Origin of the sequence: Oceanisphaera sp. (assembly GCF_048268965.1) — a bacterium.
Classification (GTDB): Bacteria; Pseudomonadota; Gammaproteobacteria; order Enterobacterales; family Aeromonadaceae; genus Oceanimonas.
Map to the genome: position 1 here is coordinate 123,003 of NZ_JBLWUK010000005.1, position 16,962 is coordinate 139,964.

A 16,962-nucleotide genomic window follows, 5' to 3' on the forward strand; every position below is an offset into this window, starting at 1 on the left:
TCAGGGAAAGCAAGGTATATCACCACTTGTCGTCCGCCCCAAGCTCTCTGCTCTCAGAGTAGTGGTAAAGTCAGGTGACTGAATAGCCAGGTTCGTAGGCAAGGGTAAAATAGGCTGAAAGGTATAATTTACAATGCTAGCCTGAACATAGCGAATAGCGTTCAAATTGGTTTGAGGATTGCTTACGGTTGCCATACCGTCTGTCAGGTACCTGATATTTATGTTGGAACCGTTGAAACTACCCATAGCGATATCCAGCCTTGCTGCTACATCATCAGCCACGGCCTGCCGCTCATCCGGCATACAGACAGCTGCCATTCTTACGGCCTGCCGTGACGACTCGTTCAACATGGCCCAATTGTATATCAACCGTCCAAATTCCATCACAGCAAAAAGCACAATAAAAATAACTGCTGCCACAATAGAAAATTCAACTGTGGTAGTCCCTTGCTGCTTTTTAAAAGCTCTTTTTTTTTCAGGTTTAATATCCATCAGTTTGTCATCATCCTTGAAGTAATACTGGTTTCAAGAGGAAAAGACAGATCGATTACATTACCAAAGAATGTATTGAATTTACTACCAAATACCGGTTCCCAGTCGTAACTCGCATCTATCAGCATGTAAATGTAAGTGCTTCCCGCAGGGATTTCCTGATAGCTTATTGAAATATTTGAGGTGGTAAACCCTGGCAAAACAGTGTTAGTACCAGAAATATCATTACCGTAGACAATGAGATTTTTGATCTTGTCTTCCATCATGGGCCTTTCAAAGTCGTCATTATGCCAGTTTTCCGGGCCAAGATGATGCGTGCCGGCTCTGACCGCTTTGGTCATTATGTGGTATTGATAAATCATTCGTCCAAACTCGCCAATAGACAGCATGAGCAACAGCATAATAGGTAAAACTATCGTTGCCTCAACAATGGCAATACCCTTCTGGCGAGAGGACCTTCTGATGTTTTTCATCATGAGTCTCCACTGTCTGTATCATCAAACAATACTATTCGCTCGGAACCCCCACCGTAGAGGCCACTGTTATTTGGACCACACTGGATTTTCTCTGCTACTACATATTGTGTTTTACCTTTAGCTCCATTATGAGTGGTAACTTCCTGATTCAGGAATAAACAACTGATCCCCAACACTTCAAAGTTACAGTTACCAGTACACGGTTTTTTATTAAGGGAGTTACTACAGTCGGCAACAGGGACTTTTACAACTCTTCTTTCATCATCACAGAAATCATAACTATTCTTACTTTTACCAGCGTAATCTTTATATTTTTCTAAGCTTGCATATTTATCATTTGAATCAGAAAGGATCAAACTTCCAGATCCATCTTCAGATATGGAAGTAAAATCACTTTTATCAAAAACAACTCCGTTAGTCTTATTGTCATTATCTACCAGATGGCTTGGCAGCTTGCAATCAGGGTAATACGCAGGATCACCACTGCCGACATCCCCCGTCGGCTTATTTTTTTTCATATCATCATCGTAGATATTGAACCGGGTATTCAGACCGCCTTCCGTAGGCCCTACCTTATTTCCGGGAAGTGTGGTAATGGTATCACCAGCACTTACCTGAGAGTTTACAAACAACTTGCCGGAAAGTGCGTCTTTGTAAAGACTACCACCACCTCCGTTTGGATCAGATGTACAATTTGCATCAGGATCGTTGTCATAACATTTGAAGTCCAGCCCCAAGAAGTTACCGGGTCCAACTGGGTTGTCTCCCTGAGCAGCTCTTTTTATAACAATGATGTCTCCGGGATTACCAGAGCCATCCCGCTTGGTCGTATTGAAACCAAAATCACCAGATTCAATTGAATTCATATTCGTTTTTTCGGCACACATCAGCAACGGTATGATCTGCTCTTTTGTTTTGTCTGCGGCGGTTGCCGCTACTGCTGAGGCCCTGACCTGCCAGGTGTCTACCAATAGTTGTGATAAAAACTGATCTACGGGTACCGTATTAAGGCGAACCCGAATCGCTTTAGCAGAAGAATCCGTTGTTGGACTGAAAGGCACTGGGTCTATGGAAAACTCCACATCCAATTGTGTTGCCAGATTATTCAGATCAACATTTACCTGTTTAAACCCAGGTCCGGTAAGAATGGCTCTTAATGTGTCTTCCACTGCATCTCGGGCCTTGTCGTGAGTGCTTGCTGCTTTATCAATCAGGTTCAGTGTCTTGGCTCCACTCAAGGCGGCCGAATCAACCGCATCCTGTACTCGATTTTTATTAAGCAACAAATAGCCCCCATCCAGAGCCAGAGCCGTGAATGCCAGCAGGACGAAGAGCGATATCGTCACCAAAACGAGCACGGCGCCTTTCTGTTGCTTACGGTGCGATAACGCTTTCATCTTAACTCTCCTCTACATCAATCGCCGAAATTGAGGGTAACCTGGGTTTTCCCCTCACTGGGGGCTTCAGCCCCTTTCACGTATTTGTCGTGCAGCGATACTCCGTATTCACCATTCAGGGTAAGAGCCGCTATTTTGCCGTCGTTACGCATACCCGCCTCCGGGTCCATAATCTGCAGCTCATCCAGCTCCTGTACGCTGTCACCCATGGCAAAGTTATAGTGACGTTCGCTGGCACAGCCAGCGAGCGCGCCGCTGGCCAGCAGCATAAGTAATGTTTTGTTCATCGCTTTTCTCCTGTTAAACCCGACTCTTTGTGCCGGTCATACCGGTCATCTCTACTAAAGCGACTGGCCATAGGTCTGCTCCATGCCACCTTCGGTCACTGCGGAGTTCATACCAGTATTGCCGGAGGGCTGTGCCAACGGGGTGTGATCACCTGCGCGGTTGCGCAGCGACATTTTACCCAGCAGATAAAACTCCATATCGTTAGGTTCGATGAAGCCATCAGTGGGTAGCGTCACCTGCTGTTTGTCGAACGGACGTACCAGACGAGGCGTCACCATGATCACCAGCTCGGACTCGCCCTTGACGTAACTGCGACTGGTAAACAGGTTACCCAAAACCGGGATATCACCGGCAAAAGGCAGCTGACTGACCGCCTCTCGGGTACTTTCACTCAGCAGGCCGGCAATACCTATGGTCTGACCATCACCCAGCTCAACTGTGGTACCGGCACTGCGCTTGCTAAGGGCAGTAATGTCACCAAACACGTTGCCAGTGTTTGCGGTACCAACAGAAGTCGGTTCGCTGACAGATACGTTAAGGTTAAGGTTGATCTTGCCGCTGCTCAGCACCACGGGTGTAAACTTGAGCCCCACCCCAAACTCCTTGAACTCGACGGCCAAACCATCTTCGGTGGGTACCGGCACCGGAAATTCACCACCGGAGAGGAACTCGGCCGACTGACCGCTGATGGCGGTAATGCGCGGCTCTGCCAGCACTCGAGCCAGGCCGCGAGTCTTGGCCAGATCCAGCGCTACCTGAAAGATATTATTTTTACTGGTCCAGTTACCCAGCAAGGTGTTGGTTCCAAAAACAGCCAGCTCGTTTACGTTATCGCGTAGCAGAGAGAAGCTCCCTCCACGCAGGCTTAAGCCAAAGGCTGAGTCCCAAGTACGCGATGTATCTCTCGCCACCTCGGCCACGGTGACTTCCAGCATCACCTGCTGGCCACCGCCCACGCTCATCATGTTCATCACCTCGGAGCGGGCAATGCCTCCTTCGGCGGCGGTCACATAGCCTCGTCCCAGTTCATAGGCGGCATTGAGTTTATCCAGGTTCGATACCTCGCCACTCATCACCAGTTGCCCCTGAGAGGTATGAATCTGAATGGGTTCATTGGGCAAAAAACGATAGAGCCGTTCTTTCAGTCCCTGCAAATCGTGGCTGACCTCGATGTCGTAAACCTTCATCAAACCATCGTTCATGTCCCACACCATGAGATTGGTATGGCCGAGCGACTTGCCCACCAGATACAGCTCCCGGTCTTGCAACACTAAAACATCGGCAATGGCGGGGTTGCCCACCGACACCCGGCTGGCGGGTCTGTCCAGCATCAATGAACGGGACTTGTGAATGGGTAACTGCACTTCATTCCCTGCCTGTTGCAGGCTGCCACCGGCCCACACCAGCCCTGGCGACAGCAACAGCACAGCGCATAACATTGTGTTTATTAGTTCTTTCATAGCCACCTCAATGTGAAAGCTTGTTTTTATTATCTTCAGCTTTTTACCGGAATTTGCTGCTGAGTGGTGCCCTTGATCAGGTCTACCGACGACTGACGTGGGCGATTATGGGACTGCGACGCCGCTGACTCTGCTGCCACCGGTGAGGTCGGCTCAGGCAGAATTGCAGCCACTATCTCGTCCTCGCCGTCCAAATCCAGCTCGTCGTTAGGGTTGCGAAGTGCCAATTGAATGCGACCATTGGAGCTGGCGTTCACCAGCTTTTCGGCTTGATATGGATCTACCTCCAGGGTGACGGCGCGCACCAGCTTGGGGCGGTTTTCATCGGTATGCTGGGTTTGATCCACCGCCAGCACCTTGAGTTTTGTAAGCACGGTGCGGGTTATATCACCCTCGGTGAACAGAATGTCCACTCTGTTGCCGGGTAACAAAAAGCCCGCCACCCCAATGACGTCGTTTACCCTTACGGTGACCGCCCGCATGCCCGGCTCCAGCAGCACAGAGAGGGTGCTACCCTGCCCGATAGGTGTGAGTCGCTCTTTGCGCAAGACGTCTCCTTTATAAAGGTTGTTCTTCGTCACCATGCCCTGGGTTTGTTCAAGCGTGTTGATGGCACCGGGAGGCACAAGGCGGGAGTCTATCTGCTTGAACAGAACATGAATGGGGTCGAGCTGTACGCCAGGGGACAAGTCCACCGCCGCTACCACTACCTGGACCAGCTCGCTACCGGCCTGTTCCGCCTGTCGGGCATTGGCAGCGCTTTGCTGTTCAAGCCAGTTATTGGCCATCCAGGCGGCACCCAAGCCGAATATTATCGACAAAAACAACAGTATTACGGTTCGTATTTTCATAACCCCATCCTTAGGTTTATTATTTTTAGCAACAACCTGTTTTAACCAACAACCATAGACAAGTCACCAATAGGTGGTGATGAACAATAAAATAAGTATAGTCAGTGCACGCAATACATGTTCCAAGCTTTTTTCAAAGTTGCTTCATCAAGTGGCTCACCGGCCTGACCATTAAAATGCATGATATCCCGAGAAATCCCCAATATATCCCGTGGATAACAGGCAATAAGTGTTTTGCCACTATTTTTATGCAAATCATTGACCATAAAATTAAACAGCTTTTCATCGGCCATTAGTTGATATCTATCCAGATTCATCATCCAGATTTTTTTATATAACTCTTCTGCCATGGCCTGCAATTCAATCTTGTAACCCAGGCGGCGTAAAAAAGCTTCATCGGCGATGGTTTCCGGATCCAGGTTGGTAGAGAACACCAGAATCTGTTCGAATGGAATATCGAAATGCAAGCCGTTAGGCAACGACAAGAAGTCTTTTCGCTCTTCCATTGGCACTATCCAACGGTTGAACAACTCATCGGCAGAAAAACTCTGCCGTCCTAAATCGTCGATAAGAAATACACCGTTATTGGCTTTCATCTGCAGGGGGGCGCTGTATTGCCGGGATTGCCGGTCGAAGTGCACTTCCAGCATATTCAGCTTCAGCTCGCCGCCGACCATCACCAGTGGGCGCTGGCAAGGAACATAGCGATTATCCATGTCTTCACTTTGCGATTCGGTCCGCCAGTGATAGAGCGGATCGAACAGCGGAATAATGGTATTCTGCACCGCGATGGCATGGGGAACGTAAATCATTTCGTCGAAGATTTTATTGAAACGATGGCACAGAAAGCTCTTGCCTGTACCCGCATGGCCGTAGATCAACAAAGGCCGGCGGGAATTCAGCGCCGGCCCCAGAATATTGACCAGTTCGGGGCTAATAACCATATCGCTCAACGCCTGCTCGAGTCGATCGCGGCAAATGCTGCGATCTCCCAGCGCCTGGCTTAACACCAGCTTATTGTAGGCCTCCAACGGAATGGGAGCGGGGCCTATATAGCCATCGCGGGATCTCAATTCCTCGGCTTCATGTTGCCCCTTGGCGGTAAGCGCATAGCGAATTACATCGCCAGCCCGGCCCGAGGCGCGAACCTCCACCAGCTGCAGTAATTTCAGCTCTTGCAGCAACGGCTCGACCACGCTGCCACGCAGACAGAGTCGATCGCTCAGGGATGGCAGCGACAGTGTGCCTTCTTCCTGCAGGTGGCGTTGAGTCAGCCGTAGCAGCAGTTCGCGAGAAAGACCGGTTTCTTCCAGCGTTTTCGGTTTGGGCAGGTACATCCGTGTAACCTCCTTAAGCTAATCCGTACATCTATTATAGGGGCAACTTCAGTCGACCGGCTGAGAGCACAGCCAACACCTTATCCGCTGCTAAATCTAACTAATCAGAGTAATAAGATCGAAGTGATTCAGCACCATTGCCAACATGGCACCCAGCGCCAGCGCGGGACCATAGGGCACCTTGAGCCCAGCTAGCTCGCCTTGCAGCGGGCCCATATATTTTCGAGTGCCTAGTACATAGCCATAACGCACACAAGTTTGTTTAACTCCCTGCCAGCCCACCCGTTGCCAACCCAATATCAGGGTCAACGGCAGGCCAAACATCAGGCCGTAAAGCAGAGACTCGAGCAACAGTTGCCACCCAAGCCAGGCACCAAGCACCAGCACCAACTTGACATCTCCACCCGCTAAAAAGCGCAGCATAAAAGCGGGAAAGAGCAATCCAAAAGCCAGCCCCAAACCAACCAGAGAAAATAGCAACCCCAGACCGAATAGAGCATGATAAAGAAGAGCAAAAGGAATAAAAGGCAAAGTGAGCCAGTTGGGGATTTTATGAGTAGTCAGATCCAACCAACAAGCAATAATCAAAACTAACAAAAAGGGCAGCTGTTCCATAGCTTCACCACATTACATTCACAGTTTAAAAAAGGGCAGCGACACTGCCCTTATATTACTTATCCATCTTTAAGTTAAACCTTTAATCTTCAGGAGTAGCAGCAGCAGCAGTATCCTGTAACTCTAGCTCTAGCTGTGTGATTTTAGTATCCACATGCCCACCTATTGTTGTAAATAAAACAACAACTCCCGCCGCAATAACACCACCAGCGATAGCATACTCTACAACAGTCAAACCTTCTTCATCATTCAACAGGCGGTTCAGTTCTTTTAAAATCAACATAATAATATCCTCGTTCCATCTTGAATATTTTCGATCGAAGTTAACCCGACCATTAATTAAAGCTTTAGATCATCATCGAACCATATCGAATCTGTCTACCTTGCTGGCCATCAAACATATATCTGGCTTACCTCCTTGTTAGCGAACTTACATGATCAATTACATCACAATATCACACCTGCCCAGTGCATCCTTGGACCCCACCCTTACTTACTGTTTGTTTTCTCGCACTTCCTTTCTACAACTTAACTATAAACACCCAACCGGTTTTATTCAAATTTCACACCTTACTTTATTATCGCAATTTTTAGATAGATTCGTAGTTAACAATGCCGGATTCATTCGAATTTATAGTATCAAACAAACATAAACAGCAGCCATTCGTAAAAGGTGATAGTGAATGTAATAGATGACGACATAACCCCAAACCTTGTCACTACTTTTACTACAAAAAAACGTACTATCTATTATTTTATCCCTGGGTTCGGTGCTTCTCGTAGTAAATAGTAAAGAATCGTGGCAAAGAAGTCTTTGACCTTTCAAAGCAAACTCGCCACAACATTTATATCAGTTATACAATATTGCTTATATAGTCTGATTTTTACGATAAATATCTTCGGCAAACACCAGTCGCCCCTGCTCTACCCAGGCGGTAAAGTACACCATAAACAGTGGCGTCGGCTGGCTGGCTGGCAAGATACGGGTGTGTTGATATGCCGGTAATGACCAGCCGAGGTTTTGGGCCAACTCCCCCGCTTCGGCCAGGCGCACACAACCGTGGCTCAGGGCCCGGCGTGATTCACCAAACAGCTGTTTGTCGGGGGTGTCATGCAAATAAATGTTGAAGGGGTTGTTCATTTCGAATTTGAAACGCCCCAGGGCATTGTCGGGCCCGGGGGCCTGCACCAGCCGCATGCCGGCCGGCGGTTGCTGCCAATCTATGGTGCCTGGATCCTGACGCTCGCCGCCGTTCGACAACCAGACGCCGAAGCCGTTGCGGCTCAAAAAGCCACGGTCGCGGCGTTGAGCTGGCAGCAGATCTTCGCGAATAATATTGGCGGTAGGGGTCCAGTCCGGGTTGACCTTGAGCGCCTTGATATAGGTGCCCAGTTCGGGGGTGGGCCAGTCGGGGCGCCCGACGATGACCTTCATATTCAGAGCCGGGCCTGTTGAGTTAAACAGTGTCAGTCGGTAAGCGGGAATATTTACCAGCAGATATTGCTCGGGCGCGGTGGGTGGCAGTAGCAGCCAGCGACGCAGGTTATGGCGCAGCTCGGTGCGCAACTCAACGGGCGAGCGGTTCAGCATGACACGAACTTCGGCGGTGAGCCGGCCGTTTGGCTCCAGGCCGTTTGCCTGTTGCAGCCCTTTGAGAATGCTACTCAAGCTGTGATCCAGGGCATCGGCACGACCTCGAGGCGCCGCCAGTGCATAGCCCATCTCGGTCAGTCGCTGGCGCAGGGCGGGAATCGCTCTGTCCCGCTCTCCGGGCCGTACTTCACCACCAGGGGGCAAGGGTGTGATGTTTTTTACTTGATTCAGAGTATGGTAATGCTGCTTGAGTTGCCGGTATCCGGGATAGTCAGGTTGCTGACGGCGCAAATAGGCGCTCAGCTCGCCACTGCGCAGCGCCTGCTCGAAACCGGCCTCACCTTGATCGGGAGCAAGGGCATACTGGGCAAAGCGAGCCCGATCTGCCAATACTTGGCGCCATTCCCGGCCAAGCCAGGCATCCCGTTCGGCCGGCGACAAGGCCGCCAGCGCGTCGGGATCGGGCAACAGCAAATCGACCAGTTGCTGGCCGGCTTCACTCAATTCATTGTTTCCGTTATGCCACCGCAATTGTTCGGCGGCGTGTAACGGCGACATCATCACCAGTAGCAACACCAGTAAACGCCACATCAGCTCCCCTCCTTGGGACTTCTACGACACTAATTATGGTAGAGATGTCAATTTTTGCACAAAAAAATGGGGAGTTTTTTCATGCTTTCTGGAAGCCAGAGTGCAAGAAGCTGGTAAAGGGTGGTGAGTAAAGTACGAGGTGAGACATAAAGCAGGTAGTCGAAAGCACGGAAACGGGGGTCCAGTGACTTTGCCGACGCCCCGCGGGCTGACTGTTCTGTGCCACAGGCTCTGGATTCCCGTCTTCACGGGAATGACGACAGGTGTGGGACTGACGATAGGTGCGGGAAAGACGACGTTTTGCCGGCATCCTTGCGAAGCAACGTCATACTCGCGAAGGCGGGGACGGGGGTCCAGTGACTTTGCCGGCGCCCCGCGGGCTTACAGCTCCCCAGAGCGGTCGTATTCTACTACCTGGTTGCGGCCTTGCTCTTTGGCCTGATACAGCGCGAGGTCGGCTTTTTTGATAAAGTCGTCCAGGTGTGTTTCTGTGGGCGACAACATCGCAAAGCCAATAGACACGGTAATGCTGATGGTCTCTCCCGACGGCAGGGCTATCTGCATATCGGCGATTTGCTGGCGCAGACGTTCGGCCACCCTTTCTGCCTGCTCGGCCGACAGCTCCGGCAGCAATACAATAAACTCTTCACCGCCAAAACGGGCGAACACGTCCAGTGTTCGCAGGCTGTCATGCACCTGGCTGGCCAGCTGCTTCAGTACTATGTCGCCACCATCATGCCCATGGGTATCGTTAATACGCTTAAAGTAGTCGATGTCGAACATCAGCAGCGCCAGGGCATGCTGGTAACGCTGGGCGCGCTGAAACTCCGCTTCACCTCGCTCATAAAAATGACGACGGTTACTGATTTGGGTCAGCACATCAATATTGGCCAATTGCTCCAGCTCTTTTTCCAGCCGTATACGGTCGCTGATATCAAACATGCTGGTGCGGGCGATGGCAAAATGCCCTTGTTGATCTTTAAGCGAAGTCGCCGAGGTAGACACGTAGAAGGTGCTGCCATTTTTACACTGCATTTCCAGCACTATGTTGTCTATTTCCCGTTCGGTTTTAAGCGCCGCAAAAAACTCGGCAAACCGTTGTTGGCTTTCGGGGGTTAAAAACCGGATAAACGGCTGCCCAATCACCTCTTCTCGGCCGTAGCCCAGCCATTCCAGTTCGGTATGGTTGATACGAATAAAGTGACCGTTGGCATCCAGGCTGTGATAGCCACAGGGCGCATGCTCGTACAGGTCACTCAGCTCGGCGGTAACGGCCTTGTGGTAATGTCGGCGCACCCGTTTTTGCACTGCATGGTTAGCCTGCAACCAGGCCACAGCGGCCATACTCAGCAGCAACAATGCCAGCAGGGCTCGCCCCAAGGGCTGATACAAAATCGACTGTGCCTGAATCAGCTCTTTAGGCACAAATATCACCAGCTTCCAGGCGGTATTAGCGATGGCAGCCTCCGACAACAGCGCCCCTTGCCGAGCCCGAAAATGGGACTGTTGACGAAGCGTAAAATCGAAGGGCTTGATATCCTGGAAGCGAAACAGACCGCGCGCGGTTTCCACTACCCCCGAGTTCTGTTCGGCAACGCTGGGCCAGGCATCGGGGTACAGTGTGGCAAAGTTATTGTTGGGCTGGCCCAGGTCGGCGCCCCATTCGTTGCTGCGCTCATGGTTGCTGAGCCAATATCCCTGGGAGTCGATCAGCATGCCTTGCTGATCGATGCGGCGTGCCATTTGCTCGCGAAACTGCTCCAGCATGCCTTGTGCCAGATAATTGAGTACCAATACCCCCATTCTGTCGCCGTCTGCATCCTGCACGGGAGTGGCAAAGCGCAACATGGGCTTGTGGGGGAGCTCAATCTCGCCCTGCTCTACATTCAAGTCCATGCGCGAGACAAACACCTGGTCCGCGGCCAGTGCCTTGGCTTCTTTAAAATAATAACGCTGTGACTTGTCTTGCAACTGCGCGGCAGGCATCGCCTGCGCCCTTCCCTGCGGCATGTTTACCCGCACCAATTCATACCCGGAATTATCCAGCAGACGAATTTGGTCGAACCGCTTATAGGTGGTGGCGGCATTTTTGAACAGCATTTCCAGGCGGCTGCGATCCCTTGTGCTGCCACTGCTTAAGTACTCGATCATGGCGGGGGAATTTTTTAACAACTCCAGCAGGTGCAGTTGTTCATACATTTCTTTCTGTATCATCTGGGTGGTGGCCACCACAGACGTTTCCTCCTGGGCCAGCAGGCGCTCTTGCTGTTTTTGCTGGTACTGCCAGTAAATGGGGCCGGCCACCGCCAGAAACAGACCACAAAACAGTAAGAACAACAAGACAAAACGTTTGAATACCATACGTTTTATGGGTGTATTGGCGAGATATTCCGTTAGCGCTACATCAAGAGGTCGTGTTTGTTCCGGAGAGAGGGATTGCGTCATAAAATAAATCTACACCTTGCTGCAGCCGCAGCACCGCTGTCAGTAATGAGTAACAAGGGTAACACATTGAGGTACGAATTAACGCTGTAAACTATTGGAATATCAAGGCGTTGAAAAAACAATCAGCAGCAGGGTAAGCACGGCAGCCACCGCCAGTATCGCCAGGTAGACTTTGAGAAACTGTAATTGATGCCGCCCTTTGACATGCACCAGGGTAAAAACGGTCACTGCCAGCCCCAGGGTGCCCCAAATAGCCGCATGAAACCAAAAGTTGTACAAAGAGAGCCATTCTGCCCTTACCGCAATTCCCTGATACCGCAAGTAGCCAAAGTGCTGCTCGGGCCGACCGTAGTGCAGCAATATCAACGACAGAAGATACAGGGTCCAGCCGCCTATCGTCATCGCAACCAGTATCTTGCTCAGCCAATCAAAACCTCGTGACGCCATGGCAGCCTCCTGCTTCAACTTTTTGCTTGAGTCCTGAGTGTACACGGGTAACATTAGCTGTCTTATCTATATAGTTTATCGGCTGCTGCCGATTTTAGTTAACGCTGGAGAGCGATTTCACATGACCCACGCATCCGTTACTGATGTGCTGGCGGGCAAACATCCCGTTGGCACCACCCTCACCGTTAAGGGGTGGATTCGTACCCGCCGTGATTCCAAGGCGGGTATTTCGTTTTTGGCCATTCATGATGGCAGCTGCTTTGATCCCGTGCAGGCCGTGGTGCCCAATAGCGTCGACAATTATCAGACTGAAGTGGTGCGGTTAACCACGGGTTGTTCGGTGGAGGTGACCGGCGCGGTCGTCGCCTCTGAAGGCCAGGGCCAGGACTTTGAACTGCAAGCCTCCGAGGTCAAGGTGGTTGGCTGGGTTGAAGATCCCGACACCTACCCCATGGCCGCCAAGCGCCACTCTATCGAGTATTTGCGCGAATATGCACACCTGCGCCCGCGCACCAACATCATAGGTGCCGTCACTCGGGTACGTAACTGCCTGGCCCAGGCTCTGCATCGCTTCTTCCATGAAAACGGTTACGCCTGGGTGGCCACCCCATTGATCACCGCATCCGACTGCGAAGGTGCAGGGGAAATGTTCCGCGTGTCTACGCTGGATCTGCAAAACCTGCCTCGTACCGATAAAGGCGACGTCGACTTCAGCGAAGACTTTTTTGGCAAAGAAACCTTCTTAACGGTATCCGGCCAGCTAAACGCCGAGGCCTACGTCAGTGCCATGAGCAAGATTTATACCTTTGGCCCCACTTTTAGAGCCGAAAACTCCAATACCAGCCGCCACCTGGCCGAGTTCTGGATGGTAGAGCCGGAAATCGCCTTTGCCGATCTGAATGACATTGCCGATCTGGCCGAAGAAATGCTGAAGTATGTCTTCAAGGCCGTGCTGGCCGAGCGTCAGGATGATCTGAACTTCTTTGCCCAGCGAGTGGATAAAGACGTGATCACCCGCCTGCAAGACTTTGTAGAAAAAGACTTTGCCCAGGTAGATTACACCGAGGCCGTGGAAATCTTGCGCAACAGCGGCAAGAAGTTTGAATTTGCCGTGGAATGGGGCGTCGACTTGTCTTCCGAGCACGAGCGCTACTTGGCCGAAGTGCACTTTAAAGCCCCCGTGGTCGTGAAAAACTACCCGAAAGACATCAAGTCCTTCTACATGAAGCTGAACCCGGACGGCAAGACAGTAGCCGCCATGGATGTATTGGCACCGGGCATTGGCGAGATCATCGGTGGCTCCCAGCGTGAAGAAATACTGGAAGTGCTGGACCAGCGCATGGTTGAAATGGGCCTGAAACCGGAAGACTACGGCTGGTATCGTGACTTGCGCCGTTACGGCACCGTGCCTCACTCCGGCTTTGGCCTGGGGTTCGAGCGTCTGGTGGCCTACGTCACCGGCATGGGCAACGTGCGTGACGTTATCCCCTTCCCCCGTACCCCACGCCACGCCGACTTCTAACCGGCCTGAAGCACCGGCAAGCAAAAACCCCGCAATTGCGGGGTTTTTTTATGTTCAGCTGTGAGGCGTGAGGCGTGAAAGTCTTACCCTTCACTCTTTGCGCTTCACCCCTCACCCTTCACGTAGATTTACACCCCAAATGCGAACTTGAGTGCAAACATGATGGCCAGCGCCCACACCACAGGGCTGACTTCCTTGTGCCGACCGGCCAGGAGCTTGACGGCCACAAAGCTGATGAAACCAAAGGCAATGCCGTTGGCGATGGAAAAGGAAAACGGCATCATCACCACCACTACCACGGCGGGGACCGCTTCGGTAATGTCGTCCCAGTGCAGGTGACTCAGCTGCCCCATCATCAGCACGGCCACATACACCAGGGCGCCAGCGGTCGCATAAGCGGGCACCATGCCGGCCAGGGGTGAAAACAGCAAGGCGGCAATAAACAACAGGCCGGTGACCACGGTCGTTAATCCCGTACGACCGCCCACGGCCACACCTGCGGTACTTTCGACATAAGAGGTTGTGGTTGAGGTGCCCAGCACAGAGCCGGCAATGGAGGCGGTGCTGTCGGCCAGCAAGGCTCGTCCCAAACGGGGCAAGCGACCTTGCTTATCGAGCATTTTACCCCGTTGCGCCACGGCAATCAGGGTCCCCGAGGTATCGAACAGGTCCACAAACAGGAAGGCAAAGATCACCGACAGCATGCCGATGTTGAAGGCACCGGCAATATCCAGCTGCATAAAGGTCGGTAACATGGACGGTGGCGCCGATACCACCCCCTGATATTGCACATCACCCAGCAACACGGCCAGCGCGGTAATCACGAGAATGCCGATCATCACGGCGCCGCGCATGCCGCGCGCCGCCATGCCGATGATCAGGAAAAAGCCCAAGGTTGCCAGCAACACCGGCAAGCTGGTGATATCCCCCAGGCTCACCAGAGTGGCGGGGTTATCCACGATAATGCCGGCGTTTTTCAGTCCCACCAGGGCCAAAAACAGGCCGATACCGGCAGCTATGCCGATTTTCAACGGACCGGGAATGGAGTTGATGATCCACTCGCGCACCTTGAACAGGCTCAGCAGCACAAAAATACAGCCGGAAAAGAACACCGCACCCAACGCACTTTGCCAGCTATACCCTTCGGTCAATACCACCGTATAGGTAAAAAAGGCGTTCAGACCCATCCCCGGTGCCAGGGCAATCGGATAGTTGGCCCACAAGCCCATGATAAAACAACCAATGGCGGCGGCCAGACAGGTGGCGACAAACACGGCGCCATAATCCATACCCGCTTCCGATAAAATCGCGGGGTTAACGAAGATGATATAAGCCATGGTCAGGAAGGTGGTAATGCCCGCCACCACCTCCTGGCGCACATTGGTGCCCAGCTCTTTGAGTTTAAAATAATTGTCCAGCATGAAGAGGATCTGCCATATAAATGAAAGTACCGCAAATTATCGGCTCAAAAGACTCCGTTGGCAATGACGGTCCGTCTGCCACCAGATAGGAAGCGCCTGAGTGATGGGTTAATCATCGATCATTGAGTGGCCAGGCAGCACGGCCTAACAGGCACTGGCTTCAGTAACAAAAAAAGGCCCCACCAGGGGGCCAAAGTACAATCAATGCTTGATGCTCAGGATTCAGGATTTTGCGGGAACCGCAGCCTGCACACCGGCAGGACGGGCAATGGGCTTCATGATGACGTAATAACCCAGCACACTCACTACCAGACCGACGAAGAACGCCATGTCGATAAACACCAGGCTGCAGACAAAAGACAGACCGTAGACCAGGAAGGCTCGCAGGTTGTAATTGTTCTGGTAAACGAAGGGGCCATTGGGATTATAAAAGTCGTCCACGTTCAACTGACCGCGGCGCAACAGGTAGAAGTCGGCCAGCATGATACCTGCCACCGGACCCAGCAAACCGGACGTAATCACGCTGAACCACAACAGGTTATCGGCAAACACCCAGGGCATCATCAGCAGGCCGATGGCACCTGAGATGGACACACCCTGGCCAAAAGTCAGTCTTGGGAAGACGTTCATCAGGATCAGCGCGGAAGGCATCAGGTTGGCCACTGTATTGGTGGACCACTGGGCAAAGGCGATGGTGATCATGCTCAGGATCAGTACGATGGGCGAACTCATGGAGTTCAGTACGATCTCGATAGGGTCCCAGGTGCCGGTGAGGATACCGCCGATCATGCCGACCATCAGGATGCCGGAGCCAATCACGATAAGGCCGGAAATCTGCGCGAAAAAGGGCTTGCGGTTACGGATAAAGAAATTCTTGCTGCTGTGGTCGCGAGAGCTCTCCAGCTTGCGGGTCATGTCCGGGCTGTTCAGGCCCATGGTGATCCAGATGCCGGCGATGGCCATCACCGCAAACCAGAAAGAACCATCATTCAGCGAAGGGGCGGCCAGTACGTCACCTATGGTGGCGTCATTGGTTTCCAGCAACCAGAAGGTGACCAGACCGATCAGTATGGTCAGTGCCGGAATGGCAATCCAGTCGAACTTGGCCATGGCTTTCATGCCGTAGATGGCATTGACTACCTGCAGCGCCCCGAAGATCAGGATAAGGATAGTGGTGTTGGTGTAGCCAACCCACAACTCCAGCACCTTGCCGATGGCAACGGCCGCAACCCAGGTCTGAAAACCGAACCAGAAGCAGGCAGGAATGGCGCGGAAGGCTGCCGGTATCTTGGCGCCCTGGTAGCCGAAACAGCTGCGGATATAAACGGTGAACGGAATACCGTAACGAAGACCGATGTCACCGGCCAGGATCAGTATGGTGGTGACGATGGCATAGGCGGCCAGTATGGCGCCGATAATGGTCCAGGGAGATAATCCCGGATATAACTGAGCACCCATGGTAAAGGCGCCCATGTTGATGGTCATACCCGCCCATAACATGGTGAAGTCCCAGATATTGATATCCCTGTCTTTGTCCGTGGACGGCATCAGCTCGGGGTTATTCATTTCATGTGCAGCCATGGGTTGCATCTCCCTGGTTGTGTGCTGCGACAATCGCTACAACCAAATGTTGCTTAACAGATTGTCAAGTTTGTTGTGAAAGAAAGCGCACTTAGAACAAAAGTGCTCCTTTGTGTAAACAAATATATCACAACAGAGTTCACAGTTAATCTCGTTGTATTGTTTACAATAACAAACGTGACTTGCATCACAAATTTGAATTTTAGTTGAATCACCCTGTTTGAGCGCCAACCCATATTTAATTCCTTATAAATCAATAAGGTTTACTTATAGCAACTCGTTTTCAGCCAGCGAGTGGCACATTACTGCGCCGCAGCAATGAAATGGGAGGGATCGGGAAAACCGCTCAGAAAGAAAGCAATCGCCGTTCTGTGCTGGCGAGGCGAGACAGTGGCGCCGAGTATATCCGGGACAATTTATCACGAACCCGGTATACACATTTTCA

General features: G+C 51.8%; 15 protein-coding genes. 1 reads left to right on the forward strand and 14 read right to left on the reverse strand.

What is annotated here, in order from left to right; genetic code table 11:
* The 12 genes from ACN0VL_RS04615 to ACN0VL_RS04670 form a co-directional block, all read right to left on the reverse strand.
* Window positions 1-492 carry a TadE/TadG family type IV pilus assembly protein gene (locus ACN0VL_RS04615; RefSeq protein ID WP_417614955.1) on the reverse strand — a complete coding sequence of 164 codons (492 nt, stop codon included), beginning with the start codon at window positions 490-492 and terminating at the stop codon, window positions 1-3.
* A complete protein-coding gene (locus tag ACN0VL_RS04620) occupies window positions 492-968 on the reverse strand; it encodes a TadE family protein (protein ID WP_417614957.1) in 477 nt (158 codons plus the stop codon). The genes ACN0VL_RS04615 and ACN0VL_RS04620 overlap by 1 nt, the downstream gene beginning before the upstream one ends.
* A complete protein-coding gene (locus tag ACN0VL_RS04625) occupies window positions 965-2,365 on the reverse strand; it encodes a pilus assembly protein TadG-related protein (RefSeq protein WP_417614959.1) in 1,401 nt (466 codons plus the stop codon). Before ACN0VL_RS04625 ends, ACN0VL_RS04620 begins: the two co-directional genes overlap by 4 nt.
* A gap of 17 nt (window positions 2,366-2,382) precedes the next feature.
* Window positions 2,383-2,652: an addiction module component gene (locus ACN0VL_RS04630; protein WP_417614961.1), complete on the reverse strand. Its 270-nt coding sequence runs from the start codon at window positions 2,650-2,652 to the stop codon at window positions 2,383-2,385.
* 54 nt (window positions 2,653-2,706) lie between these two features.
* A complete protein-coding gene (locus ACN0VL_RS04635) occupies window positions 2,707-4,113 on the reverse strand; it encodes a type II and III secretion system protein family protein (RefSeq protein ID WP_417614962.1) in 1,407 nt (468 codons plus the stop codon).
* 35 nt (window positions 4,114-4,148) lie between these two features.
* Window positions 4,149-4,964: a Flp pilus assembly protein CpaB gene (cpaB, locus tag ACN0VL_RS04640; protein WP_417614964.1), complete on the reverse strand. Its 816-nt coding sequence runs from the start codon at window positions 4,962-4,964 to the stop codon at window positions 4,149-4,151.
* A 101-nt stretch (window positions 4,965-5,065) separates the two neighbouring features.
* On the reverse strand, window positions 5,066-6,301 hold the full coding sequence (locus ACN0VL_RS04645; protein ID WP_417614966.1) for an AAA family ATPase: 1,236 nt from the start codon (window positions 6,299-6,301) through the stop codon (window positions 5,066-5,068).
* 96 nt (window positions 6,302-6,397) lie between these two features.
* Window positions 6,398-6,916 carry an A24 family peptidase gene (locus tag ACN0VL_RS04650; RefSeq protein ID WP_417614968.1) on the reverse strand — a complete coding sequence of 173 codons (519 nt, stop codon included), beginning with the start codon at window positions 6,914-6,916 and terminating at the stop codon, window positions 6,398-6,400.
* A gap of 82 nt (window positions 6,917-6,998) precedes the next feature.
* Entirely contained in the window at window positions 6,999-7,199 is a 201-nt protein-coding gene (locus ACN0VL_RS04655; protein WP_417614970.1) for a Flp family type IVb pilin, read from the reverse strand.
* A gap of 585 nt (window positions 7,200-7,784) precedes the next feature.
* Entirely contained in the window at window positions 7,785-9,101 is a 1,317-nt protein-coding gene (locus ACN0VL_RS04660) for a L,D-transpeptidase family protein (protein WP_417614972.1), read from the reverse strand.
* Between the two features lie 381 nt (window positions 9,102-9,482).
* The gene (locus ACN0VL_RS04665) at window positions 9,483-11,546 is read right to left on the reverse strand and encodes a diguanylate cyclase (RefSeq protein WP_417614974.1); all 2,064 of its coding nucleotides are present in this window, start codon (window positions 11,544-11,546) and stop codon (window positions 9,483-9,485) included.
* A 102-nt stretch (window positions 11,547-11,648) separates the two neighbouring features.
* Window positions 11,649-11,993, reverse strand: a complete 345-nt coding sequence (locus ACN0VL_RS04670; RefSeq protein ID WP_417614976.1) for a hypothetical protein — start codon at window positions 11,991-11,993, stop codon at window positions 11,649-11,651.
* A gap of 121 nt (window positions 11,994-12,114) precedes the next feature.
* Between ACN0VL_RS04670 and asnS the strand changes: the two genes are divergently transcribed.
* The gene (gene asnS, locus ACN0VL_RS04675; protein ID WP_417614978.1) at window positions 12,115-13,515 is read left to right on the forward strand and encodes an asparagine--tRNA ligase; all 1,401 of its coding nucleotides are present in this window, start codon (window positions 12,115-12,117) and stop codon (window positions 13,513-13,515) included.
* A 128-nt stretch (window positions 13,516-13,643) separates the two neighbouring features.
* Here the strand turns inward: asnS and ACN0VL_RS04680 are convergent, their stop codons facing one another.
* The gene (locus ACN0VL_RS04680; protein ID WP_417614980.1) at window positions 13,644-14,936 is read right to left on the reverse strand and encodes an NCS2 family permease; all 1,293 of its coding nucleotides are present in this window, start codon (window positions 14,934-14,936) and stop codon (window positions 13,644-13,646) included.
* 222 nt (window positions 14,937-15,158) lie between these two features.
* The gene (locus tag ACN0VL_RS04685; protein WP_417614982.1) at window positions 15,159-16,517 is read right to left on the reverse strand and encodes a cytosine permease; all 1,359 of its coding nucleotides are present in this window, start codon (window positions 16,515-16,517) and stop codon (window positions 15,159-15,161) included.
* Window positions 16,518-16,962: the final 445 nt, after the last annotated feature.

What these genes read in the sequence shown, in the direction of transcription:
- ACN0VL_RS04615 (WP_417614955.1), bottom strand. Translation starts at nt 492, where the DNA reads ATGGATATTAAACCTGAAAAAAAAAGAGCTTTTAAAAAGCAGCAAGGG.
- ACN0VL_RS04620 (WP_417614957.1), bottom strand. Translation starts at nt 968, where the DNA reads ATGATGAAAAACATCAGAAGGTCCTCTCGCCAGAAGGGTATTGCCATT.
- ACN0VL_RS04625 (WP_417614959.1), bottom strand. Translation starts at nt 2,365, where the DNA reads ATGAAAGCGTTATCGCACCGTAAGCAACAGAAAGGCGCCGTGCTCGTT.
- ACN0VL_RS04630 (WP_417614961.1), bottom strand. Translation starts at nt 2,652, where the DNA reads ATGAACAAAACATTACTTATGCTGCTGGCCAGCGGCGCGCTCGCTGGC.
- ACN0VL_RS04635 (WP_417614962.1), bottom strand. Translation starts at nt 4,113, where the DNA reads ATGAAAGAACTAATAAACACAATGTTATGCGCTGTGCTGTTGCTGTCG.
- cpaB (WP_417614964.1), bottom strand. Translation starts at nt 4,964, where the DNA reads ATGAAAATACGAACCGTAATACTGTTGTTTTTGTCGATAATATTCGGC.
- ACN0VL_RS04645 (WP_417614966.1), bottom strand. Translation starts at nt 6,301, where the DNA reads ATGTACCTGCCCAAACCGAAAACGCTGGAAGAAACCGGTCTTTCTCGC.
- ACN0VL_RS04650 (WP_417614968.1), bottom strand. Translation starts at nt 6,916, where the DNA reads ATGGAACAGCTGCCCTTTTTGTTAGTTTTGATTATTGCTTGTTGGTTG.
- ACN0VL_RS04655 (WP_417614970.1), bottom strand. Translation starts at nt 7,199, where the DNA reads ATGTTGATTTTAAAAGAACTGAACCGCCTGTTGAATGATGAAGAAGGT.
- ACN0VL_RS04660 (WP_417614972.1), bottom strand. Translation starts at nt 9,101, where the DNA reads ATGTGGCGTTTACTGGTGTTGCTACTGGTGATGATGTCGCCGTTACAC.
- ACN0VL_RS04665 (WP_417614974.1), bottom strand. Translation starts at nt 11,546, where the DNA reads ATGACGCAATCCCTCTCTCCGGAACAAACACGACCTCTTGATGTAGCG.
- ACN0VL_RS04670 (WP_417614976.1), bottom strand. Translation starts at nt 11,993, where the DNA reads ATGGCGTCACGAGGTTTTGATTGGCTGAGCAAGATACTGGTTGCGATG.
- asnS (WP_417614978.1), top strand. Translation starts at nt 12,115, where the DNA reads ATGACCCACGCATCCGTTACTGATGTGCTGGCGGGCAAACATCCCGTT.
- ACN0VL_RS04680 (WP_417614980.1), bottom strand. Translation starts at nt 14,936, where the DNA reads ATGCTGGACAATTATTTTAAACTCAAAGAGCTGGGCACCAATGTGCGC.
- ACN0VL_RS04685 (WP_417614982.1), bottom strand. Translation starts at nt 16,517, where the DNA reads ATGGCTGCACATGAAATGAATAACCCCGAGCTGATGCCGTCCACGGAC.